Below are 21,131 nucleotides of genomic sequence, written 5' to 3' on the forward strand. Positions count from 1 at the left end.
GTCGTCCCGTCCGTCTCCAACACCCCTCACATCCCTGTGAGCAGACGAGAGAGTGGCGAGCACACGGTGGACGTGCAGAAGAAGCTCGACGAGATCGTCGCCGCGGTAGGCAACGCCCGGTCCATGCCCATGTCGGCCTCGTGCGTGGTCAACCGCGCCGATCTGCTCGCGATGCTCGACGAGGTGCGCCAGGCGCTGCCCGGCTCCCTCGCCCAGGCCCAGGAGCTCATCGGCGGCCGCGAGCAGATGGTCGAGCAGGCCCGCGTCGAGGCCGAGCGGATCATCGAGACCGCGCACGCCGAGCGCGGCACCCTGATCGCCGACACCGAGATCGCCCGCCGCTCCCAGGACGAGGCCGACCGGATCCTGGCCGAGGCCCGCCAGGAGGCCGAGGAGGTCCGCGCCGAGGCCGACGACTACGTCGACTCGAAACTCGCCAACTTCGAGGTCGTCCTCAACAAGACCCTCGGCTCGGTCGGCCGCGGCCGCGAGAAGCTGCTCGGCACCGGCCCCGGCACGGACGAGCAGGGCTACGAGGACGAGGACGCCCCGGAGCGCAGCCACGACCCCGAGACGCTGCGGCGCGACGCCGACGCGTACGTGGACGTCAAGCTCGGCGCCTTCGAGGCGGTGCTCGCCAAGACCCTGGAGGCCGTCGGCAAGGGCCGCCAGAAGCTCCACGGCCGCATCGCCCAGGACGACCTCGGCGCCCTCACCCTGGACGGCGAGGGCGGCACCCAGGCGCACACCAGTGACGCCGACTACCTCGCGGGCCTCGCCGAGATCGGCAACCAGGACCGCCAGGACCGCCAGGAGCGCCAGGAGCGCCAGGAGCCCGAGGCCCCGCAGATCCCGGCCCAGCAGCCGGCTCCGGCGTACGCGCAGCAGCAGGACCAGTACGGGTACCAGCAGCAGCCCTACGGCCAGCAGGACCCGTACGCCGCGTACCAGCAGGACCCCTACGCGTACCAGCAGCAGCAACAGCAGCAGGATCCGTACGCGGCCTATCAGCAGGATCCGTACGCGTACCAGCAGCAGGCGCAGGTGCAGCAGGAGCAGAACGGTGCGCTCGACGAGACCAGTCTCTTCGACACCAGCATGATCAACATGGATCAGGTGCGGGAGTACGAGCGGCAGTACGACCAGGGCCGCTGACCGAGTCGCGCAGGGTGGCCGGGACCGGATTGGGCCGAGAGCGAAAGGTCCAGTATCCTGGCTCTTCGGTCGCGCGTACACGTGTGATCCGAGCTGCCCGGAAGATCGGGGCAGCGACCTCATGAGCTTCGAAGAACGAAAGCGGGACCAGCCCTGAACACCCACCTCGATCACCGCAACCCGTTCGTGTTCGATACGCACGAGCTGGGTCGGCGTCCTGGTGCCATGCAGCGGCTGTCCCGCACGATCGACGCTCCCAAGGACTTCGGTATCCAGGGAGTCATCGAGGTGCCGGAAGGCGCCCCGGTGGAGCTCGACCTCCGTCTGGAGTCGGTCATGGAAGGGGTGCTTGTCACAGGCACCGCCCGTGCATCGGCGAAGGGGGAGTGCGTAAGGTGTCTGGAGCCGCTCGACCAAGAGGTCGACGCGGACTTCCAGGAGATGTTCTCGTACCCTGACGCCGACGACCGGGGCCGTGTGAAAGCGGAGCCGGCCGACGACGCCGAGGAAGACGAGGACAGGCTCTTTCTCGAGGACGGCATGTTCGACCTCGAGCCTGTGCTGCGTGATGCGGTGGTGCTCGCACTGCCGATGCAGCCGGTGTGCCAGGACGACTGCGAAGGACTGTGCTCCGAGTGCGGAGTGCGGCTTTCGGACGAGCCGGGCCACCACCACGACGCCGTCGACATCCGTTGGGCGGCACTGCAGGGACTCGCTGGCACCATCCAGGACGGCGAGAAGGACGAGATGAGCGGCGCCGAAGCACAAGCGGGCGTCGACGAGAAGCAGGAGAAGTAGCCGTGGCTGTTCCGAAGCGGAAGATGTCGCGCAGCAACACGCGCCACCGCCGGTCGCAGTGGAAGGCTGCGGTCCCCACCCTGGTTTCGTGTGAGCGTTGCCAGGAGCCCAAGCTGCAGCACATCGCGTGCCCCGCTTGTGGCACCTACAACAAGCGCCAGGTCCTCGAGGTCTGAGCGGCTGGTGAGAGGCTCTATGTCTGACGCCAAGAAAAAGGCGGACACCACAGCCTCGTCCCACACGCTTCTGGAAGGGCGGCTCGGGTATCAACTCGAGTCCGCCCTTCTGGTGCGTGCGCTGACGCATCGTTCGTACGCGTACGAGAACGGTGGTCTGCCCACGAACGAGCGCCTCGAGTTCCTCGGGGACTCCGTGCTCGGCCTCGTGGTCACCGACACCCTGTATCGCACCCACCCCGACCTGCCTGAAGGCCAGCTGGCCAAGCTGCGGGCCGCGGTGGTCAATTCGCGTGCGCTTGCGGAGGTCAGCCGGGGGCTCGACCTGGGTTCCTTCATCCGGCTCGGCCGTGGTGAAGAGGGCACGGGCGGCCGGGACAAGGCGTCCATCCTCGCCGACACCCTCGAAGCGGTGATCGGCGCTGTGTATCTGGACCAGGGTCTGGAAGCGGCGGGCGAACTCGTCCACCGTCTCTTCGACCCGTTGATCGAGAAGTCCTCGAATCTGGGTGCCGGCCTGGACTGGAAGACCAGTCTCCAGGAGCTCACGGCGACCGAGGGGCTCGGCGTTCCCGAGTACCTGGTCTCCGAGACCGGCCCGGACCACGAGAAGACCTTCACTGCTGCCGCCCGCGTCGGAGGCGTCTCGTACGGCACCGGCACCGGCCGCAGCAAGAAGGAAGCGGAGCAGCAGGCCGCCGAGTCCGCGTGGCGTGCGATTCGCGCCGCCGCGGACGAGCGCGCCAAGGCTGCCGCGTCCGAAGAGGCCGCGGCCTCTGAAGGGGCGGCCGCCGACACCGCCTCCGGCGCGTAAGCGCTCCGCTTCCTCAGCCGCCCGTTCCCATCGGTTCGCCGATGGGAACGGGCGGCTTTTCGTCGGTCGTCGGCTGCCGGGCCAGGGGGCTTCTCGCGCGGTTCCCCGCGCCCCTCCGGGGCGCGATAGGGTCGCTGCACCGCTGTCATCAGCCCCTTGTCCGGAGGAACCCCGTGCCCGAGCTGCCCGAAGTCGAGGTCGTACGGCGCGGGCTCGCGCGGTGGGTGGCCCACCGGACCGTCGCCGACGCCGAAGTGCTGCACCCACGGGCCGTGCGCCGGCACATCGCGGGTGGCGAGGACTTCGCGTACCGCCTCAAGGGGCAGCGGATCGGCGAGCCGAGCCGTCGCGGCAAGTACCTGTGGCTGCCGCTCGAGACGACGCACGTGTCCGTCCTCGCGCACCTGGGCATGAGTGGCCAGCTGCTGGTCCAGCCGCACGACGCCCCGGACGAGAAGCACCTGCGCATCCGCGTCCGGTTCGCGGACGACCTCGGCACGGAGCTCCGCTTCGTGGACCAGCGCACCTTCGGCGGGCTCTCGCTGCACGAGACCGCGGAGAACAGTGCGGACGGTCTGCCGGACGTCATCGCGCACATCGCGCGCGACCCGCTCGATCCGCTCTTCGACGACGCGGCCTTCCACACGGCCCTGCGCGGCAAGCGCACCACCATCAAGCGCGCCCTGCTCGACCAGTCCCTCATCAGCGGCGTCGGCAACATCTACGCCGACGAGGCACTGTGGCGCGCGAAGCTGCACTACGAGCGGCCCACCGCGACCCTCACCCGCCCGCGCACCGCCGAACTCCTGGGCCACGTGCGCGACGTGATGAACGCGGCGCTCGCGGTCGGCGGGACGAGCTTCGACGCGCTCTACGTCAACGTGAACGGGGAGTCCGGGTACTTCGACCGGTCGCTCGACGCGTACGGGCGGGAGGGCGAGCCCTGCCGCCGGTGTGCCACACCGATGCGGCGGCGCCCCTGGATGAACCGGTCGAGCTACTACTGCCCGCGCTGTCAGCGGGTTCCGCGCGTCTCGTCGTAGCGGCCGCGCGCCACCAGCACGTCGTCCATCCGCCCTTCCACGAAGTGGATGAGGGCGAGGAGGCGCTCGGCCACGTCCCGGCCGAGCGGCGTCAGTTCGTAGTCCACGCGCGGCGGGTTCGTCGGCTGCGCCTCGCGGTGCACCAGGCCGTCGCGCTCCAGCGCGTGCAGCGTCTGGGACAGCATCTTCTCGCTCACGCCGTCGACCCGGCGGCGCAGCTCGTTGAAGCGGAGCGAGCCCTCGTGCAGCGCCCCGAGCGTGAGCGCGCCCCAGCGTCCGGTGACGTGCTCCAGGGTGCCGCGGGACGGACAGGCCTTGGAGAACACGTCGTACGGAAGGTCGGCGGCGACGGCGCTGTCGGTCCCGGTCGTGGTCATATGCCGAGCATACTCCCGCGCAGCGCGAACCCCCGGAGGGCGCTAACCAGGGGTTAGTGCTCGACTAGAAGCCGAAGTCCTGCGTCCACCACGGACCGCCGGAGCCGAAGTGCACGCCGACGCCCAGGGTCTTGTAGTCGCAGTTGAGGATGTTCGCCTTGTGGCCGGGGCTGTTCATCCAGGCGTCCATGACGGACTGGGCGTTGGCCTGGCCGCGGGCGATGTTCTCGCCGCCGAGGTCGGTGATCCCGGCCTTCTTGGCCCGGTCCCACGGCGTCGCGCCGTCCGGGTCCGTGTGGTCGAAGAAGTTCCGGGCGGCCATGTCCTCGCTGAACGCCGTGGCCAGAGCGGCGAGACCGCCGTCCGCGGTGACCGGGGAGCAGCCGACCTTGGCGCGCTCCTGGTTGACGAGGGACAGCACCTGGGCCGCGGCCGCGCTCTCTGACGACGTCGCGGGCGCGGCGGAGGTGGGCGCCTTCGTCCTCTCGGGCGCCTTCGTGGACGGGCTCGCGCTCTTCGTCGTCGTCCCGCCCCCGGCGGCGGAGGTCCTGGACGGCGCCGGCTTCTTCGAGGGCTCCGCGGACGGCTTGGCCGGCGCGGACTTCGACGGGGACGCCGACGGCGTGGCGCGCTCGGTGTTCCGGCTCGCGGCCGACGGGGCGCGGTCCTCGACCGAGCCGTCCGTGCCGCCCTGCGCCTCGACGGTGGGCGAGTCGGCGGCCTGCACCTTGTTGCCGTGGTCGCCGCCGAGCTTGTAGTTGTCGGCGCCCGGGATCAGACCCGACGCGACGGCCACCGCGCCCATGGCGACGGCGGCGGAGACGCCGAGCAGCCCGGTGCGCACGGGCACGCCGCCGCGCTTCTTGCGCCGGTGGGAGGAGCGCCCGTGCGGCTCGTCCCCCGACCCGCCGGCCGAGGAGATGGAGCCGTACACGGCGGTCACGGTCTCGTCGTGGGCCGAGTAGGCGGAGTAGGGGGAGTAAAGGGGGTGCGCGTCGGAGCGCCCACCGGTGTACGACCCTGCGTGATCGGCGTCGTACGCCTGGCCATATCCTTCGGTGTACGTGCCCTCGGCGTAACTGTCCGGGGTCCCCTCGGCGCGGCCCGTGGCGGCGCGTCCGGCGGCGGAGCGTCGGTGGCGTCCCATGTCTGGCCTTCCTCATCCTCGCGGTCGTCAATGTGACTCACCCGTACGAGTGAGGCTCATCGGTCCGCGACGGTACCCCAAGACGCAAGGGGACGAAGTGCTCCGAGTGCAATTGGCCGGTTAGCGTGCACCCATGAACGAAGAAGTGCGGCTCGTCGCCTGGGTGCGAGGACGCGTCCAACGTGTGGGTTTTCGGTGGTTCACCCGTGCACGTGCTCTGGAGATCGGTGGCCTGAGTGGCTTTGCTCTCAATTTGGAGGACGGCCGTGTGCAAGTGGTCGCCGAGGGGCCGCGCGAGGGATGCCAGCAACTGCTCGACTGGCTCCACGGCGACGACACACCCGGCCGCGTCGACGGTGTGACTGAGATCTGGGACACGCCCCGTGGCGGCTACGACGGATTTGCCATCCGCTGACACGTCGGCCCAGGCGGCGGCGCACGCACCCCGGAAAGAGATGCCGCAGGCAACTGCTCCGGGCAGAAACGCCCTGGTGGTTGCCAAGAAGGGGGACTCGTGGCAGGCTCCCGAAAGACGGATGATCTCCACGCCCCCCGGGCCCCGAGCGTCAGGCCGCGCCGGATGTTTCCCGGCGCCGAGCCCCCGGGTTGCCCGCCAATACGGGGCGTGATCGTGTTGACCGTCAAACTTTTTGGTGAGACTCTGGAATCCCCGCGCACCTTAGCTGTTTGGCATGTAAGAACGGCAGCAAGACAAGAAGTGCCAAGCACCGCGGGTGCGATTCCCTCACGACCCACACCGCTTCGGTCGGTCACTCAGTGTGGAGGACCATCCATCATGGCAAAGGCGCTTCTCGGTTACGTCGGCGGCAGCGACCCGCGACTCCTCGCCGAGATGCGACGGCTCCAGCAGCGCGTCCAGGATCTTGAATCCGAGCTCGGCCGGATCCAGGCCGAGAACGACGCGCTCGCGGCTGCCGCTTCTCACGATTCGCTCCTGGAGAGCATCGACGTACCCCAGGCGGAGCCTGCGCTCACCTGACCACATCCAAAGACGTACGTGGTCGGGCTGCCGTGACAGCCGCTTGACAGAGATATGCAAGGGACGCTTCGGCGTCCCTTCTTTCTTTTCTTGCCTGCTCCGGACCCGACCCCCCGCGCACCGAAGCGCTTTCTTAACGTCTGATGTGCCCTGCACCTTCATCGGTGAAACCGTGGGTTCATGGAGTGAGACAGGGGCGCCCGGTAGAGTCCGACGGCGTGCACCTCAAGGCTCTGACCCTGCGCGGGTTCAAATCGTTCGCCTCGGCCACCACGCTGCGCTTCGAGCCGGGCATCACCTGCGTCGTGGGTCCCAACGGTTCGGGCAAGTCCAATGTCGTGGACGCCCTGAGCTGGGTCATGGGCGAGCAGGGCGCCAAGTCGCTGCGTGGCGGCAAGATGGAGGACGTCATCTTCGCGGGCACCACCGGGCGCCCGCCGCTCGGCCGCGCCGAGGTGTCGCTGACCATCGACAACTCCGACGGGGCGCTCCCCATCGAGTACGCCGAGGTCACCATCACGCGGATCATGTTCCGCAACGGCGGCAGCGAGTACCAGATCAACGGCGACACCTGCCGGCTGCTCGACATCCAGGACCTGCTCTCCGACTCCGGCATCGGTCGCGAGATGCACGTCATCGTCGGCCAGGGCCAGCTCGACTCCGTGCTGCACGCCGACCCCATGGGCCGCCGCGCCTTCATCGAGGAGGCCGCCGGCGTCCTCAAGCACCGCAAGCGCAAGGAGAAGGCGCTGCGGAAGCTGGACGCGATGCAGGCCAATCTGGCCCGCGTGCAGGACCTGACCGACGAACTGCGGCGGCAGCTGAAGCCGTTGGGCAGGCAGGCCGCCGTCGCGCGGCGGGCCGCCGTCATCCAGGCGGATCTGCGGGACACCCGGCTGCGGCTCCTCGCCGACGATCTCGTACGGCTGCGGGAGGCGCTCAGCGCCGAGGTCGCCGACGAGGCCGAGCTGAAGCGGCGCAAGGAGACCGCCGAGGAAGAGCTGAAGAAGGCCCTCCAGAAGGAGGGGCACCTGGAGGACGAGGTGCGCCGGCTGACGCCGCGGCTGCAGCGGGCGCAGCAGACCTGGTACGAGCTGTCGCAGCTCGCCGAGCGGGTGCGCGGCACCGTCTCGCTGGCCGACGCCCGGGTGAAGAGCGCCACCTCCGCGCCCACCGAGGAGCGGCGCGGCCGCGACCCCGAGGACCTGGAGCGCGAGGCCGCCCGGGTGCGCGAGCAGGAGGCCGAACTGGCAGCCGCCCTCGAAGCGGCGCAGACCGCGCTGGAGGAGACGGTCTCCCACCGGGCCGAGCTGGAACGGGAGCTGGCGGTCGAGGAGCGCCGGCTCAAGGACGTCGCCCGCGCCATCGCCGACCGCCGCGAGGGTCTCGCCCGGCTCCAGGGCCAGGTCAACGCGGCCCGCAGCAGGGCCGCGTCCGCACAGGCCGAGATCGACCGGCTGGCCGCCGCCCGGGACGAGGCACAGCAGCGGGCCGTCGCCGCGCAGGAGGAGTACGAGGAGCTGAAGGCCGAGGTCGACGGCCTCGACGCCGGTGACGAGGAGCTCGTGCGGCAGCTGGAGGACGCCAAGTCGGCCCTCGCCGGCGCCGAGGCCGCAGCGTCCGCCGCCCGCGAGGCCGCGACCTCCGCCGAGCGCAAGCGGGCCGCCGTCGCCGCCCGCCGCGAGGCGCTGGCCCTCGGGCTGCGCCGCAAGGACGGCACCGGGGCACTGCTCGGCGCGAAGGACCGGCTGACCGGACTGCTCGGGCCGGCCGCGGAGCTGCTGACCGTGGCGCCGGGGTTCGAGGTGCCGGTGGCCGCGGCCTTCGGTGCCGGGGCCGACGCGATCGCCGTGGCCTCGCCCGCCTCCGCCGCCGAAGCGATTCGCCTGCTGCGCAAGCAGGACGGGGGGCGGGCCGCGCTGCTCCTCGCGGGCGACGCGGCCGACGCCACAAATGCCCCCGACGCCGCCTCGGGGAGCGAGGGACCGAGCAGCCCCCCGTACGCCGCCGAACTGGTCCGCGGACCGGCCGAGTTGATGCCCGCCGTGCGACGGCTGCTGCGCGGCATCGTGGTCGTGGGGACCCTGGAGGACGCCGAGGACCTGGTCTACGCGCGGCCGGAGCTGACCGCCGTGACCGCCGAAGGGGACCTGCTCGGGGCGCACTTCGCGCAGGGCGGCTCGGCCGGGGCGCCCAGCCTCCTCGAGGTGCAGGCGTCCGTCGACGAGGCCGCCGCCGAGCTGGAGCAGCTCGCGGCCCAGTGCGAGGAGCTGGCCGGGGCGCAGCGCGCCGCGGGGGAGCGGCGCACGGAGTGTGCCGCGCTCGTCGAGGAGTTGGGGCAGCGGCAGCGGGCCATAGAGCGGGAGCGGTCCGGGCGGGCCCAGCAGCTGGGCCGGCTCGCCGGGCAGGCGCGGGGAGCTGCGGGGGAGGCCGAACGCAGCGCCGCCGCCGCGGCCAAGGCGCAGGACGCCCTGGAGAAGGCCGCGATGGACGCCGAGGAGCTGGCCGAGCGGCTCGCCGTCGCGGAGGAGCAGGCCCCCTTCGGGGAAGGCGGGGACGAGGAACCCGACACGTCCGTGCGGGACCGGCTCTCCGCCGACGGTGCCAACGCGCGGCAGACGGAGATGGAGGCGCGGCTCCAGGCCCGTACGCACGAGGAGCGGGTCAAGGGGCTCGCGGGCCGGGCCGACTCCCTCGACCGGGCCGCCCGCGCCGAACGCGAGGCACGCGCGCGTGCCGAGCGGCAGCGGGCCCGCCTGAAGCACGAGGCCACCGTCGCCGAGGCCGTCGCGTCCGGCGCCCGGCAGCTGCTCGGGCACGTGGAGGTGTCCATCGCGCGGGCCGACGCGGAGCGGACCCTCGCCGAGCGGGCCAAGGCCGCGCGGGAGCAGGAGCTCGTCGCCGAGCGGACCCGGGGCCGTGATCTCAAGGCGGAACTCGACAAGCTGACGGATTCGGTCCACCGCGGCGAGGTACTCGGCGCCGAGAAGCGGCTGCGGATCGAGCAGCTGGAGACCAAGGCGCTGGAGGAACTGGGTGTCGAACCGGCCGGGCTCGTCGCGGACTACGGTCCCGGACAGCTCGTGCCGCCCTCGCTCCCCGCCGAGGGGGAGGAGCTGCCGGAGGACCCGGAGCACCCGCGGAACAAGCCGCGGCCGTTCGTCCGGGCGGAGCAGGAGAAGCGGCTCAAGTCAGCCGAACGGGCGTACCAGCAGCTCGGGAAGGTCAATCCGCTGGCCCTGGAGGAGTTCGCGGCGCTGGAAGAGCGCCACAAGTTCCTCAGTGAGCAACTGGAGGACCTCAAGAAGACCCGGGCCGACCTCCTTCAGGTCGTGAAGGAGGTCGACGAGCGTGTGGAGCAGGTCTTCACCGAGGCCTACCGGGACACGGCCCGGGAGTTCGAGGGCGTCTTCGGCCGGCTCTTCCCGGGCGGCGACGGCCGGCTGATCCTGACCGATCCCGACAACATGCTCACCACGGGCGTGGACGTCGAGGCCCGTCCGCCGGGCAAGAAGGTCAAGCGTCTGAGCCTGCTCTCCGGCGGTGAGCGGTCGCTGACCGCCGTGGCGTTGCTGGTCTCCATCTTCAAGGCGCGGCCCAGCCCGTTCTACGTGATGGACGAGGTCGAGGCCGCCCTCGACGACACCAACCTGCAGCGGCTCATCCGCATCATGCAGGAGCTGCAGGAGCCTCGCAGCTGATCGTGATCACGCACCAGAAGCGCACGATGGAGGTCGCCGACGCGTTGTACGGCGTCTCCATGCAGGGCGACGGGGTGTCGAAGGTGATCAGCCAGCGGCCGCGGTCAGCTGCTGCGGGTTGGCGCCGAGTCATGTCTCAAGTCTTGAGCTCAAGCTGTGCTACTTCCATGCCGAAAAGTCACGACACCACCTGTTGACTTCGAAAGCTGAAGGCATAGTCTCTGCGACGTTGCTTTTACCTTCAGGTGGTGGGCGGCGCGAGCTTGTGCGCCACTGGAGCGCAACCGAAGGGCTCGCCCCACGGCGAGCGAGGCCGGTGGCCCGAGGAGCACACGTCGACCAGCACTGCGCTGCACGCAGCCGGGCGCCCGGGCACGCCCAGCCCGACCACCTCGGCCACGTCGCCTTCATCGCGGCCGCGGCCGCCATGGGCGGCTTCCTCTTCGGCTACGACAGCGCCGTCATCAACGGCGCGGTCGAGGCCATCCGCGACCGCCAGCGACGCGTCGGCTCCGCCGCGCTCGCCAGGTCATCGCCATCGCGCTGATCGGCTGTGCGATCGGCGCGGCGACCGCAGGCCGGATCGCCGACCGCATCGGCCGGATCCGCGCTGCATGCAGATCGCGGCGGTCTCTTCACCGTCAGCGCCGTCGTTCCGCGCTGCCGTTCGCACTGTGGGACCTCGCGTTCTGGCGGATCATCGGCGGCTTCGCCATCGGCATGGCGTCCGTGATCGGCCCGGCCTATATCGCCGAGGTCGCCCGCCGCGTACCGGGCCGTCTTGGCTCCTTCCAGCAGGCCGCGATCGTCATCGGCATCGCGATCTCGCAGCTCGTCAACTGGGGCCTGCTGAACGCTCGCGGGCGGCGACCAGCGCGGCGAGCTGATGGGCCTGGAGGCCTGGCAGTCATGCTCGGCGTCATGGTCATCCCGGCCGTCCTCTACGGCCTGCTGTCCTCGCGATCCCCGAGTCCCCGCGCTACCTGATCTCCGCCGGCAAGGAGGAGAGAGGCCAAGAAGTCCTGGAGGAGGTCGAGGGCAAGGAGGTCGACCTCGACGCCGGGTCGCCGAGATCCACACGGCCATGCGCAGCGAGCACAAGTCCACCTTCGAGGACCTGCTCGGCGCAGCTGCTTCTTCAAGCCGATCGTCTGGGTCGGTATCGGCCTGTCGGTCTTCCAGCAGTTCGTCGGTATCAACGTCGCGTTCTACTACTCCTCGACGCTGTGGCGGTCCGTTGGCGTCGACCCGACCGACTCGTTCTTCTACTCGTTCACGACGTCGATCATCAACATCATCGGTACCGTCGTCGCGATGATCTTCGTCGACCGGATCGGCCGCAGGCCCCTGGCCCTCGTCGGCTCCGTCGGCATGGTGATCGGGCTCGCCCTCGAGGCCTGGGCGTTCAGCTACGACCTCGTCGACGGCAAGCTGCCGAGCACGCAGGGCGCTAGGGTCGCCCTGATCGCGGCGCACGCTCTTCGTCTTCTTCTTCGCGATGTCGTGGGGCGTCGTCGTCTGGGTCTTCCTCGGCGAGATGTTCCCGACCAACATCCGCGCCGCGGCGCTCGGCGTGGCCGCCTCGGCCCAGTGGCTCGCCAACTGGGCGATCACCGCGAGCTTCCCGTCGCTGTCCGAGCTGGAACCTCTCCGCGACGTACGTCATCTGCACGATCTTCGCCGCGCTCTCCATCCCCTTCGTGCTCAAGCTCGTCAAGGAGACCAAGGGCAAGGCACTGGAGGAGATGGGCTGACCCCCGCTCCTCCCGCGAGACCCGGGGGACGGGTCAAGTCCCCGCTGCCGGCCCCCCGTTGACGTCGCCGCCCTCTCACCCGCCTCGCGCGGACCGGAGGGCGGCGTCGTCATGTCGCGAGGTCGATTCCCGGCCACGCGTCCCGACGGCGAATTCGAGGCGCGGTCCCCGGTATCCGTGCGGCGTCGAGGATCCCTGCTCAGTCCTTGAGCCGCGGCAGCACGCTCTCGCAGTACAGCCCGAGGCTGCGCCAGCCCTCGTCGAGGCATGCCGCCGCTCAGTGGATGCAGTGACGTAGTTGTCGAGGCCCTGCGCCAGGCACCGTCGGGCGTGACGATCCGGTACACGCCCTCGGCGCGCAGCTCCTCGACCGTCGTGGCGCCCGAGCGCACCGCCGACTTGATGTCCTGCGACTGCGCGACGCGTAGGTCCGCGCCTCGTGCAGGAGAGTGCGCGCCGTGCTCGGCCCAGGTGCGGTCGCGTCCTCGGAGAGGTGCAGGAGCGGGGTCGTCTCGCCGCTATCATGGTCCAGCCACTCGGTCCCGTACTCGACCAGGCGCTCCTTGTAGTACGTCTCAGCTGTCCGGCAGGTGCGCGCTCGGGAAGAAGGAGGCCGAGCCGGGCCGCCCGGCGCGCGCCGCCTGCGAGGAGCCGCCGACCAGCAGGAGCGGACGGGCTACGGTGAACGGGCGCGGGGTGACGCGGACCCGGCACGCCCCCGGAACGTGAACTCCTCGCCGGTCCACGCCGTCAGCAGCGTCTCGAGCAGCTCGTCCTGGAGCCTCGCCGCGCCGCTTCCACTCCACGTCGATCTGCGCGTCCTCCGCGCCGGTAGCCGGTCGGCGACCGTCTCAGGCGTCCGCCGCTCGCCGGGTCCGGTACGGCGATGTCCTCGGCGAGCCGCAGCTGGATCGTGCAGCGGGCCGATGATCGCCGAGACCGTGACTCGCGATGCGGCGGGTGGCGCCGAAGACCGCGCGCCGCGAAGGTGAAGGGCGAGGGCACGCGCAGTTGCTGGCGACCCCGTGGTGCTCCTCGGTCTGGACGGTGTCGATGCTCCCGGTCGTCGGCGTACGCCGCCATCTCCACGTGCACCGCGCTTGTGGCGGGAAGGCAGCTCAGCGGCTCGGCGCACCGGCGGGGTCGACCAGGTTGAACCGTGCGGCGGACACGGGCATGCGACGAGTCCCCTTCACACGGACTCGGGTGAAGCGGGACGGTAGCGACGGAGCGTCAGACAGCCAGGGCCGCGGACTCCTCGGCCAGACCAATCGTCCGTGCGCCGTCGTGGTGTCCGCTGGCTTTCGGCAGGGCCAGGTAGAGCAGTCCTGAGGCGACGATCGTGACGACCCAGCCGAGGCCGTGCTCGCGATGAAGTTGTTCGAGGCGAGCGGTCCGTAGGTCGGTCGGAGGACGTGAAGCGCAGCCCGCTCACCAGGCCGACCGCCCACGCGATCACCGCCGCGGGGGAGAAGCCGCCCTTGTACCAGTAGGCGCTGGTGCGGAGTCGTGTCGATCGGGGCGGCGCCGTCAGATAGTGCCTGCGCTTGGTACATGTCCGCACCGAAGACGCCGGCCCACGCGGAGAAGGCACGACCGCGAGCAGCGAGAGGAACGCGATGGACGACCCATGCGGGCTGGTCGCGACGAGCATCAGGAGTGGCGCCGAAGACCAGCGAGATCAGCGCGTTGATGGACACGGCCCAGTGGCGCGGGACCTTGAAGCCGAGCGTCTGGCGGTGAAGCCGGCCGAGTCACATCGACATCGCGTTGATCAGCAGCATGCCGACCAGGGCGATCAACAGGTACGGCACCGCGATCCACATCGGCAGGATCTCGCCGAGGAAGGAGACCGGGTCGGGGCGTTCGCCAGGTCCGGCACGGAGACCGCCATGACGGCACCCATCAGGACGCATCGGCAGCACGACGATTCCGGCGCCGCCGATCGAGTTCCCGACGATCGCCCTCGACGAGGCCGTGCGCGGCAGGTAGCGCGTGAAGTCGGGGGAGGACGGGATCCAGCTGACGCCGCCCGCGGCGATCATGCCGATGCCCGCGACCATCAGCGACGTCGAGCCGGCGGGCCGCCCGAAGACCTCGGACCAGTCGGTGTCGATGATCAGGCACACCGGGACCAGGACCGAGAAGATACCGAAGAGGTACGTCGCGTACTTGTTGCACTTCATGCACGGCGTTGATGCCGAGGCCCGAGATCGCGAACGTGGCGACCACGAAGCACAGCAGCGTGACGATCACCAGGAGTCGTTCTGCTGATGTCGAACAGGATGTCCAGGACGGTGAGCACGGCGTACGCGCCCGTCACCGCGTTGATCGTCTCCCAGCCAGCGGGCCACCCAGATCAGCGAGCCGGGCGGCGGGTTGCCGCGCTGCCCGAAGACCGCGCGGGACAGGGCCATGCCGGGGCGCCGCCGCGCTTGCCCGCGATGCCGATGAGACCGACGAGGCCGTACGGCACGATCGGCGCCGCGATCGCGACGACGAGGGCCTGCCAGAAGTTGAGCTTGTACGCCACGACGAGGCTCGCGCCCATCGTGAGCAGCAGCACGCTGATGTTGGCCGCGACCCACGTAGGGAAGAGCTCGCGGGTCTGGGCGGTGCGCTCGGAATCGGGGACGGGCTCGATGCCGCGCGTCTCAGGGCGCCTTCGGATTCGCGGTCTTGCTCATGCGGTGGGGTTCCGTGCCTCTGTGGGGTGGGGCGGGGATGACCACGGGGAGGGTGATCGCGATGGACTCTACGCGCGTTGACGCGGCCTCTTCCATCGTACTTTAGTCCGAGTCGTCCCTCCGGTTCCGTATGTTCTTTGGAGGAAGCAACCAGAACGGCCTCGCGCAGGCCCCATGGCTGATACTGGACGGGTTATGCGACATCGTCATCCTTGCTGTATGGTCATCGCCGTGGTCGTGATCGGCGCGCTCGGCGGGCGTCGTGGTCGGCAGTCGCAGGAAGAAGCAGCTGCCCCCGCCGCTCGGCGCCCGACATCACCGCCGCTCCGCCGGCCGAGCCGCACGTCGGCGACGAGGCCGAGACACCGCGCGACGAGGCGCGCCGCGCACGATCGAGGAGGTCGACCTCCCGGCTGCCGAGCCGGCCACCGAGGAGGTCGTCGAAGAAGCTCCGACGGCTCCGGCCGCACCCGAGATCGAGGTGCCGGAGCCGACCGCGGGCCGCCTGGTGCGGCTGCGCGCCCGGCTGTCCCGCTCGCAGAACGCGCTCGGCAAGGGGCCGCTGACGCTCCTGTCGCGCGAGCACCTCGACGAGGACACCTGGGAGGAGATCGAGGACACCCTGCTCACCGCCGACGTCGGTGTGCAGCCCACCACGGAGCTGGTCGAGAACCTGCGCGAGCGCGTGAAGGTGCTCGGCACCCGCACGCCGGACGAACTGCGCGGCCTGCTCCGCGAGGAGCTGCTCAAGCTGCTCGTGCCCGGGTTCGACCGCTCCGTGAAGACGGACTCGAACCTGGACACGCCGGGCATCGTGATGGTCGTCGGGGTCAACGGCACGGCAAGACCACCACCACCGGCAAGCTCGCCCGCGTCCTGGTCGCCGACGGCAGAACGTCGTGCTGGGCGCCGCGGACACCTTCCGGGCCGCCGCCGCCGACCAGCTGCAGACCTGGGGCGAGCGCGTCGGCGCCCGCACCGTGCGCGGCCCCGAGGCGGCGACCCGGCGTCCATCGCCTTCGACGCCGTCAAGGAGGGCATCGAGGCGGGCGCGGACGTCGTGCTCATCGACACCGCCGGGCGTCTGCACACCAAGACCGGTCTGATGGACGAGCTCGGCAAGGTCAAGCGCGTCGTCGAGAAGCACGCCCCGCTCGACGAGGTGCTGCTGGTGCTCGACGCGACGACCGGGCAGAACGGGCTCGTGCAGGCCCGGGTGTTCGCCGAGGTCGTCGACATCACCGGCATCGTGCTGACCAAGCTGGACGGCGCTGGCCAAGGGCGGCATCGTCGTGGCCGTGCAGCGGGAGCTGGGCGCGCCGGTGAAGCGTGGGTCTCGGCGAGGGGCGGACGATCTGGCGCCGTTCGAGCCTGAGTGCGCTCGTGGATGCGTTGATCGGGGAGTAGGCGCTCCGCTTGCGGGGTCCGATCGTGTGCCCGTGATGGGTGTGTGCTGGGGCGCGTGCCCGATGTGGTGCGTGCGCCGTGTGTGGATCTCGCGTCGTGGGGTGTTCTGTGTGTGTGGACTGCGGGGCCGTTGCGGCTGGTCGCGCAGTTCCCGCGCCCCTCAGGCCCGTGTGTGGCTGGGCGTGTGAGTTCGGCGCGCCCCTTTCAGGGCTCTGTGTGTCGCCGGTCGTGGAGTTGCGCGCGTCCTCTTTCGGGGCCCGTGTGTGGCTGGTCGCGCAGTTCGCGCCCCTTTCAGGGGCGCTGTTTTTACGTGCAGGGGGACCTGTGGGCCACGTAGGCCAGGGTGCCGAGTGGAGCAGGCGTGCTCTGGGGTGAGTTGTGCTGCGGTGTCCAGGGACGGGCGCGCAGCCAGGACGTGGGGCCTAGGCCCGCGCGGTCCGAGGGCGGGGCCGTGATACGTACGCGCCGGCGCCCAGCGCGCGTGCAGGTCGAGGGACGCGTCGTCCCAGCCCATGCGGTAGAGCAGGGCGGGGAGCTCGGCGGCCGCGCCGCGCGACGAAGCAGTGCGCGCGGCCCTCGTGGCGACGACCGGGCCCAGCGGCGGCCCCATGCGCTCCAGGCGGGTCAGGGCGCGGCGGCCATCGGCCGGCTCGACGTCGGGCGATGTCGAAGGCGCGGCCCACGAGCAGCACCGCGGCGCCGAGGGAACCGTCCCGCAGGACTCGGTCACCTCGTCGAGCGTGGCGCCCGCCGGCACCACCGCCGCCGGGTCGAGCGGGCGCGCGCCCGGTGCCGGGCAGTCCGCCTTGCCGCAGGAGCACGCGCCGCCGCGGCACGCGCGCCCGGCACCACGTCCCAGCCCCACAGTCCGGTGAACTCCGCCACCGTGGTGCAGTCCGAAGCGCGGCCGGACGTGCGGCCGCGGCGACGTGAGCCGGAGCGCGCATCTCGCGAGTGCCGCCGATCGTGAAGCCCATGCGCACCTCCGGCGGGTCCTGCGCGTCGGTGGTTACGTGACGGAATCGATCGTGACCCGGATTGCGCACGCCGCCTGGTATCGTGACGGCGCCGCGACGTGCTCGAGGGTGGTGCGCCCCGTGCCACGCGCTCCCGGCGCACACCGTTCGCAGTTCCAGTTGTCCATGTCAAGTGAATCGCGTGTGGCCGCCGCTGAGTTCATTCGAAGGGGTGGCGAATGAGGTGGCGTTTCCGGGCTCGCCCTCGCCGGAGGGGTGATCGTAGGATTACTTTCAGCGCATCGAACCCTGAGGGTGAGTGCACCCGTGTGGGCATGCCGCAGGCAAGTCGGTTTCCTGTTCGAGGAGTGACAACTGCCGGACGGGAGGCCGTGGTTGACGCCGGCGCTCCTGGTAGGGCTTGCTGACAAGAGTGGCCGACACAGGACTTGGCGTTGAGTCGCCTAAGAGGCTTCAGGGATGGGGGCGTTCCAGTGGGCGGCAGCGGCGGAAGCGTGATGAACGCTGAGAAGCGCCCGAACGAACCGCTCGGCTCGTGGTTCGTGCGCAGTGGCTGGTCCAAGGGCGAGCTGGCGCGCCAGGTGAACCGCCGGGCACGACAGTTGGGCGCGAACCACATCTCGTCGACGCTCGCGGCGCGGCGCTGGCTGGACGGGAGAACCCGCGCGAGCCGATCCCCGCGCATCCTCAGCGAGCTGTTCTCCGAGCGGTTCGGCTGCGTCGTCGCCGTCGAGGACCTCGGCCTGCGCGCCGCGCACCAGTCGCCCTCGGTGTCCGGCGTCGACCTGCCGTGGACCGGACCGCGAGACCGTGGCGCTGATCGGCGAGTTCTCGCGCAGCGACGCCTGATGTCTCGCGCGCCGCGGCTCGCTCGGCAGCTCCCTGGCGGCCTCGCCGCGGGCCGCTCGACTCATCGAGCCGATGCAGCGCCGGCTGAGTGCCGACGCCAAAGCGGCAGCTCGTCGAAGCGAAGCCCGAGCCTCGAGCAGCCGGCCACGCGCCGCGGCAACCGGCCGTCCAAACCGGAGCTGGACCTCCTGGAGTCCACCACCGTCATGTTCCGGCAGTGGGACGCCCAGTGCGGCGGAGGCCTGCGCCGCTAGGCGGCCGTGGGGCAGCTGCACGTGGTCGCCTGACGCCTCAGGAGTCCCAGCCCGAGAGCACCGTGCGCGCGCCTGTTCAAGGTCGCTGCCGAACTCGCGGAGCTGGCCGGCTGGACGAGCTACGACGTCGGCCTGCAGCCCACCGCCCAGAAGTACTTCGTGCTCGCCCTGCACGCCGCCAAGGAAGCGGGCGACAAGCCGCTCGCTCGTACGTCCTCAGCAGCATGAGCCGCCAGATGATCCACCTCGGCCGCCCCGAGGACGCCCTGGAGCTCATCCACCTCGCCCAGCGACGGCGGCCGCGACTGCGCCAGCCCCCGCACCCAGTCCATGCGTAGCATGCGATGGAGGCCCGCGCGTACGCGAACATGGGGCGGCCCGGCAGGTGCCGGCGCGCCGTGCGGATCGGCCGAGGAGACCTTCACCGACGCGGACGACTGGGACGATCCGATCCCGACTGGATCCGCTTCTTCTCCGAGGCCGAACTGCACGGGGAGAACGGCCGCTCGTTCCGCGACCTCGCCTACGTCTGCCGCCGGGCGCAGCGCGTACGCGTCGATGGCCGAGCCGCTGATGCGGCGCGCCGCCGAGCTCGTTCCAGAGGAAGGATGCCGAGCACCAGCGTTCGTACGCGCTGAACCTCATCGGCATGGCCACGGTGCACCTGCTCCAGAAGGAGCCGGAGCGAGGCCACGACTCCCGGCCGGCGACGCACTCGGCATCGCCAGGAAGGTGCGCTCGAGCGGGTCGCGCACCCGAGTCCGCAAGACCGTCGACACCGCCGTGCGGGATTTCGGGACGTCGCCGAGGTCATCCAGCTGACCGAGCAGCTCGCCGTGCACCTGCCCGAGACCGCCGCCGAAGCGGCGGTCTGACCCCGATCCCTGGGATCACGCCCGCGACCCCGGCCGCGACCACGATCGTCCCGAAACAGCTCGACTCGGCTCCCCACGCCAGGTCATCGAGGACGGACGGCCGCGGTCGGCGCCGTCCGCGGAAGTTCCGCCACGATAACGATCGGCGGACCCGCCATCCGGCAGTTCATTGACGCGTAACACCCAGGACCTCTTCGTCACTGCGGCGAAACATCGAGGGGCGCCCACGGAAACCGCGCTGGGCCAAAGTCTGGCGCATAACAGGCCCACCCCTCATGACCGCTTCAGGCTTGCGCCCGCACGGGGCCGTACCAACGACGAGGAGACGCCGATGGCATCAGCCATCACGCTTGCGGCGGACGCACCCACACTGTCGTCCGCCAACACAGGCTTCATGCGCTGATCTGTTCCGCCCTGGTGATGCTCTATGACCCCGGGCCTGGCCTTCTTCTACGGAGGCATGGTCCGCGTCAAGAGCACATCCTGAACATGCTGATGATGAGCTTCATCAGCCTCGGGATCGTCACGATCCTGTGGGTGCTGCACGGCTTCTCTCTCGCATTCGGCACCGACAAGGGATCGCTGATCGGCTGGGACGGCGACTTCGTCGGCCTCAGCGGGATCGGACTGACCCAGCTCTGGGACGGCTACACCATCCCGATCTACGTCTTCGCCGTCTTCCAGCTGATGTTCGCCATCATCACGCCCGCCGGATAAGCGGTGCCCTCGCGGACCGCGTGAGTTCAGCGCCTGGGCCCTGTTCGACCGCGCTGTGGGCCACCATCGTCTACTTCCCGTCGCCCACTGCGTGGGGGACCGGCGGCTGGGCCTTCGACCTCGGCGTGATCGACTTCGCCGGTGGTACGTGCCGTGCACATCAGCGCCGCTGCCGCCGCTCGGCGTGATCCTCGTCATCGGCGAAGCGCGTCGGCTTCAAGAAGGACCCGATGCGCCGCACGCCGCTGCCGTGTGACGCACGCTCGGCGCCGGCCTGCTGTGGGCGCTCGGCTGGTCTCGGCTTCAACGCCGGCTCGCGCTCGGCAGCGACGACGGCGTCGGCGCGCTGATGTTCGTCAACACCCAGGTCGCCACCGCCGCCGCGATGCTCGCCTGGCTGGCCTACGAGAAGCTGCGCCCGCGGCGCTTCGCCTCTCGGTGCCGCCTCGTGCCGTGTCGCCGGCGCTCGTCGCGATCGCTCTTCCGGTGGGTCCTGCTCGCCGCTCGGCGCGATCGCGATCGGCGCTCATCGTCGGTGTAGCTGTGCGCCATGGCCGTGGGCCTCAAGACAAGTCGCCTACATGACGACTCTCGACGCCGTCGGTGTCCACCCGTCGGCGGCATCGTCGGCTCCCTCCGATCGGCTCTTCGCCACCGGCGGCGGTCAGTCCGACGCGGCGTGTGGGCCTCTTCTACGGCGGCGGCCTCCTCGCCCAGCCGTGGAAGCAGCCGCGGGTGCCGCGCGCGTCCTCGCGTACTCAGCTACGTCGCCTCCAGCGATCCTCGCCTTCCTGATCGACAAGACGATCGGTATGCGGTGGCCAGCGAGGACGACGAGGTCTCCGGCATCGACCAGGTCGAGCACGCCGAGACCGCGTACGACTTCAGTGGCGCGGGCGGCGGCACCGCGGCCCGAACGGCCGTGCCCGCAAATCTCGGTCGCCGCTGCCAAGGACTCCAAGAAGGTGGACGCATGAAGTCTCATCACCAGCGGGCCGCTCGGGCCGCGCACCGGCTCGACGAGATCAGCGAGGCCCTCCAGGCCTTCGGCGTCCAGGGCCTGACCGTAGACCGAGGCCAGCGGCTACGGCCGCCAGCGCGGCCACACCGAGGCCTACCGTGCCGAGTACACGTCGACCTGGTGCCCAAGATCCGCATCGAGGTGCTGGTCGAGGACGACGACGCCGAGCAGCGGATCGACGTCGTGAGTGAAGGCGGCAGCGACCGGCAAGATCGACGGCGAGTGTCTGGGCGGTCCCCGCCGAGACTCGCCGTCCGGGTCCGACCGGCTGAGCGCGCGCGGACCGACGCTGCTGTAACCGATCGTTCGCGGACGGAACGGGAGTCCTGCTCGGGCGACGAGTAGGTGAACGACGCACGGACCGGGAGCACGGACGACG

At 70.6% G+C, this 21,131-nt stretch carries 17 protein-coding genes and 7 pseudogenes; 17 read left to right on the forward strand and 7 right to left on the reverse strand.

Translation table 11 applies throughout. The features are described from left to right. The first annotated feature begins 66 nt into the window (after positions 1 to 66). The 5 genes from RBJ77_RS06365 (at position 67) to mutM (ending at position 3,986) form a co-directional block, all read left to right on the forward strand. Positions 67 to 1,155, forward strand: a complete 1,089-nt coding sequence (locus RBJ77_RS06365) for a cell division initiation protein (RefSeq protein WP_372344094.1) — start codon at positions 67 to 69, stop codon at positions 1,153 to 1,155. A 153-nt stretch (positions 1,156 to 1,308) separates the two neighbouring features. Continuing rightward, positions 1,309 to 1,953, forward strand: coding sequence for a DUF177 domain-containing protein (locus RBJ77_RS06370; protein ID WP_255972329.1), 645 nt, complete (start codon positions 1,309 to 1,311; stop codon positions 1,951 to 1,953). Positions 1,954 to 1,955: 2 nt separating this feature from the next. Continuing rightward, entirely contained in the window at positions 1,956 to 2,129 is a 174-nt protein-coding gene (gene rpmF / locus RBJ77_RS06375; protein WP_030361955.1) for a 50S ribosomal protein L32, read from the forward strand. A gap of 19 nt (positions 2,130 to 2,148) precedes the next feature. Further along, positions 2,149 to 2,943: a ribonuclease III gene (gene rnc / locus RBJ77_RS06380; protein WP_372344065.1), complete on the forward strand. Its 795-nt coding sequence runs from the start codon at positions 2,149 to 2,151 to the stop codon at positions 2,941 to 2,943. A gap of 173 nt (positions 2,944 to 3,116) precedes the next feature. Next, the gene (gene mutM, locus RBJ77_RS06385; protein WP_255972309.1) at positions 3,117 to 3,986 is read left to right on the forward strand and encodes a bifunctional DNA-formamidopyrimidine glycosylase/DNA-(apurinic or apyrimidinic site) lyase; all 870 of its coding nucleotides are present in this window, start codon (positions 3,117 to 3,119) and stop codon (positions 3,984 to 3,986) included. Here mutM and RBJ77_RS06390 read toward each other — a convergent pair. Beyond that, on the reverse strand, positions 3,959 to 4,363 hold the full coding sequence (locus RBJ77_RS06390; RefSeq protein ID WP_372344066.1) for a winged helix-turn-helix transcriptional regulator: 405 nt from the start codon (positions 4,361 to 4,363) through the stop codon (positions 3,959 to 3,961). The genes mutM and RBJ77_RS06390 overlap by 28 nt on opposite strands. Before the next feature lie 64 nt (positions 4,364 to 4,427). Beyond that, complete coding sequence (locus tag RBJ77_RS06395; RefSeq protein ID WP_372344067.1) at positions 4,428 to 5,510, reverse strand: CAP domain-containing protein; 1,083 nt, start codon at positions 5,508 to 5,510, stop codon at positions 4,428 to 4,430. A gap of 133 nt (positions 5,511 to 5,643) precedes the next feature. Here RBJ77_RS06395 and RBJ77_RS06400 point away from each other — a divergent pair, with 133 nt between their 5' ends. The 7 genes and pseudogenes from RBJ77_RS06400 to RBJ77_RS06430 all read left to right on the forward strand — a co-directional run bounded on the left by RBJ77_RS06400 (position 5,644) and on the right by RBJ77_RS06430 (position 12,027). After that, complete coding sequence (locus tag RBJ77_RS06400) at positions 5,644 to 5,925, forward strand: acylphosphatase (protein WP_372344068.1); 282 nt, start codon at positions 5,644 to 5,646, stop codon at positions 5,923 to 5,925. A gap of 381 nt (positions 5,926 to 6,306) precedes the next feature. Further along, positions 6,307 to 6,510 (forward strand): hypothetical protein, encoded by a 204-nt coding sequence (locus RBJ77_RS06405; protein ID WP_018531075.1) that lies wholly within the window; start codon positions 6,307 to 6,309, stop codon positions 6,508 to 6,510. Between the two features lie 218 nt (positions 6,511 to 6,728). Further along, positions 6,729 to 10,315 (forward strand): annotated as a pseudogene (gene smc / locus RBJ77_RS06410) (chromosome segregation protein SMC); the annotation flags it as partial. A gap of 212 nt (positions 10,316 to 10,527) precedes the next feature. Next, positions 10,528 to 10,758 (forward strand): hypothetical protein, encoded by a 231-nt coding sequence (locus RBJ77_RS06415; RefSeq protein ID WP_372344069.1) that lies wholly within the window; start codon positions 10,528 to 10,530, stop codon positions 10,756 to 10,758. Positions 10,759 to 10,793: 35 nt separating this feature from the next. Then, positions 10,794 to 11,198, forward strand: a complete 405-nt coding sequence (locus RBJ77_RS06420) for an MFS transporter (protein WP_372344095.1) — start codon at positions 10,794 to 10,796, stop codon at positions 11,196 to 11,198. Between the two features lie 207 nt (positions 11,199 to 11,405). After that, positions 11,406 to 11,627: pseudogene (locus RBJ77_RS06425) on the forward strand (MFS transporter); the annotation flags it as partial. Positions 11,628 to 11,748: 121 nt separating this feature from the next. Further along, on the forward strand, positions 11,749 to 12,027 hold the full coding sequence (locus RBJ77_RS06430; protein WP_372344096.1) for a hypothetical protein: 279 nt from the start codon (positions 11,749 to 11,751) through the stop codon (positions 12,025 to 12,027). Between the two features lie 137 nt (positions 12,028 to 12,164). Here the strand turns inward: RBJ77_RS06430 and RBJ77_RS06435 are convergent. The 4 genes and pseudogenes from RBJ77_RS06435 to RBJ77_RS06450 form a co-directional block, all read right to left on the reverse strand. Next, positions 12,165 to 13,143, reverse strand: a pseudogene (locus RBJ77_RS06435) (LLM class flavin-dependent oxidoreductase). 14 nt (positions 13,144 to 13,157) lie between these two features. Further along, positions 13,158 to 13,619: a cytosine permease gene (locus RBJ77_RS06440; protein WP_372344070.1), complete on the reverse strand. Its 462-nt coding sequence runs from the start codon at positions 13,617 to 13,619 to the stop codon at positions 13,158 to 13,160. A gap of 100 nt (positions 13,620 to 13,719) precedes the next feature. Further along, complete coding sequence (locus tag RBJ77_RS06445) at positions 13,720 to 14,151, reverse strand: cytosine permease (RefSeq protein WP_372344071.1); 432 nt, start codon at positions 14,149 to 14,151, stop codon at positions 13,720 to 13,722. Positions 14,152 to 14,324: 173 nt separating this feature from the next. Continuing rightward, a complete protein-coding gene (locus RBJ77_RS06450; RefSeq protein WP_372344097.1) occupies positions 14,325 to 14,636 on the reverse strand; it encodes a cytosine permease in 312 nt (103 codons plus the stop codon). A 200-nt stretch (positions 14,637 to 14,836) separates the two neighbouring features. On the opposite strand from RBJ77_RS06450, the pseudogene ftsY reads away from it, so the two are divergent. Beyond that, positions 14,837 to 16,059: pseudogene (gene ftsY, locus RBJ77_RS06455) on the forward strand (signal recognition particle-docking protein FtsY). 306 nt (positions 16,060 to 16,365) lie between these two features. Here the strand turns inward: ftsY and RBJ77_RS06460 are convergent. Then, positions 16,366 to 17,036: pseudogene (locus tag RBJ77_RS06460) on the reverse strand (bifunctional DNA primase/polymerase). 473 nt (positions 17,037 to 17,509) lie between these two features. On the opposite strand from RBJ77_RS06460, the pseudogene RBJ77_RS06465 reads away from it, so the two are divergent. The 4 genes and pseudogenes from RBJ77_RS06465 to RBJ77_RS06480 all read left to right on the forward strand — a co-directional run bounded on the left by RBJ77_RS06465 (position 17,510) and on the right by RBJ77_RS06480 (position 21,097). Continuing rightward, a pseudogene (locus RBJ77_RS06465) lies at positions 17,510 to 19,014 on the forward strand (hypothetical protein). A 420-nt stretch (positions 19,015 to 19,434) separates the two neighbouring features. Next, positions 19,435 to 19,731 (forward strand): hypothetical protein, encoded by a 297-nt coding sequence (locus RBJ77_RS06470; protein WP_372344072.1) that lies wholly within the window; start codon positions 19,435 to 19,437, stop codon positions 19,729 to 19,731. A gap of 20 nt (positions 19,732 to 19,751) precedes the next feature. Further along, positions 19,752 to 19,919: a hypothetical protein gene (locus RBJ77_RS06475; RefSeq protein WP_372344073.1), complete on the forward strand. Its 168-nt coding sequence runs from the start codon at positions 19,752 to 19,754 to the stop codon at positions 19,917 to 19,919. Between the two features lie 785 nt (positions 19,920 to 20,704). After that, positions 20,705 to 21,097: pseudogene (locus RBJ77_RS06480) on the forward strand (P-II family nitrogen regulator). Positions 21,098 to 21,131 lie beyond the last annotated feature (34 nt).

It is taken from the genome of Streptomyces sp. KL116D (assembly GCF_030766975.1).
GTDB classification, from domain to species: Bacteria; Actinomycetota; Actinomycetes; order Streptomycetales; family Streptomycetaceae; genus Streptomyces; species Streptomyces longispororuber_A.

What these genes read in the sequence shown, in the direction of transcription:
- rnc (WP_372344065.1), top strand. Translation starts at nt 2,149, where the DNA reads ATGTCTGACGCCAAGAAAAAGGCGGACACCACAGCCTCGTCCCACACG.
- RBJ77_RS06390 (WP_372344066.1), bottom strand. Translation starts at nt 4,363, where the DNA reads ATGACCACGACCGGGACCGACAGCGCCGTCGCCGCCGACCTTCCGTAC.
- RBJ77_RS06395 (WP_372344067.1), bottom strand. Translation starts at nt 5,510, where the DNA reads ATGGGACGCCACCGACGCTCCGCCGCCGGACGCGCCGCCACGGGCCGC.
- RBJ77_RS06400 (WP_372344068.1), top strand. Translation starts at nt 5,644, where the DNA reads ATGAACGAAGAAGTGCGGCTCGTCGCCTGGGTGCGAGGACGCGTCCAA.
- RBJ77_RS06405 (WP_018531075.1), top strand. Translation starts at nt 6,307, where the DNA reads ATGGCAAAGGCGCTTCTCGGTTACGTCGGCGGCAGCGACCCGCGACTC.
- RBJ77_RS06430 (WP_372344096.1), top strand. Translation starts at nt 11,749, where the DNA reads ATGTTCCCGACCAACATCCGCGCCGCGGCGCTCGGCGTGGCCGCCTCG.
- RBJ77_RS06440 (WP_372344070.1), bottom strand. Translation starts at nt 13,619, where the DNA reads ATGCTCGTCGCGACCAGCCCGCATGGGTCGTCCATCGCGTTCCTCTCG.
- RBJ77_RS06445 (WP_372344071.1), bottom strand. Translation starts at nt 14,151, where the DNA reads ATGAAGTGCAACAAGTACGCGACGTACCTCTTCGGTATCTTCTCGGTC.
- RBJ77_RS06470 (WP_372344072.1), top strand. Translation starts at nt 19,435, where the DNA reads ATGCTCTATGACCCCGGGCCTGGCCTTCTTCTACGGAGGCATGGTCCG.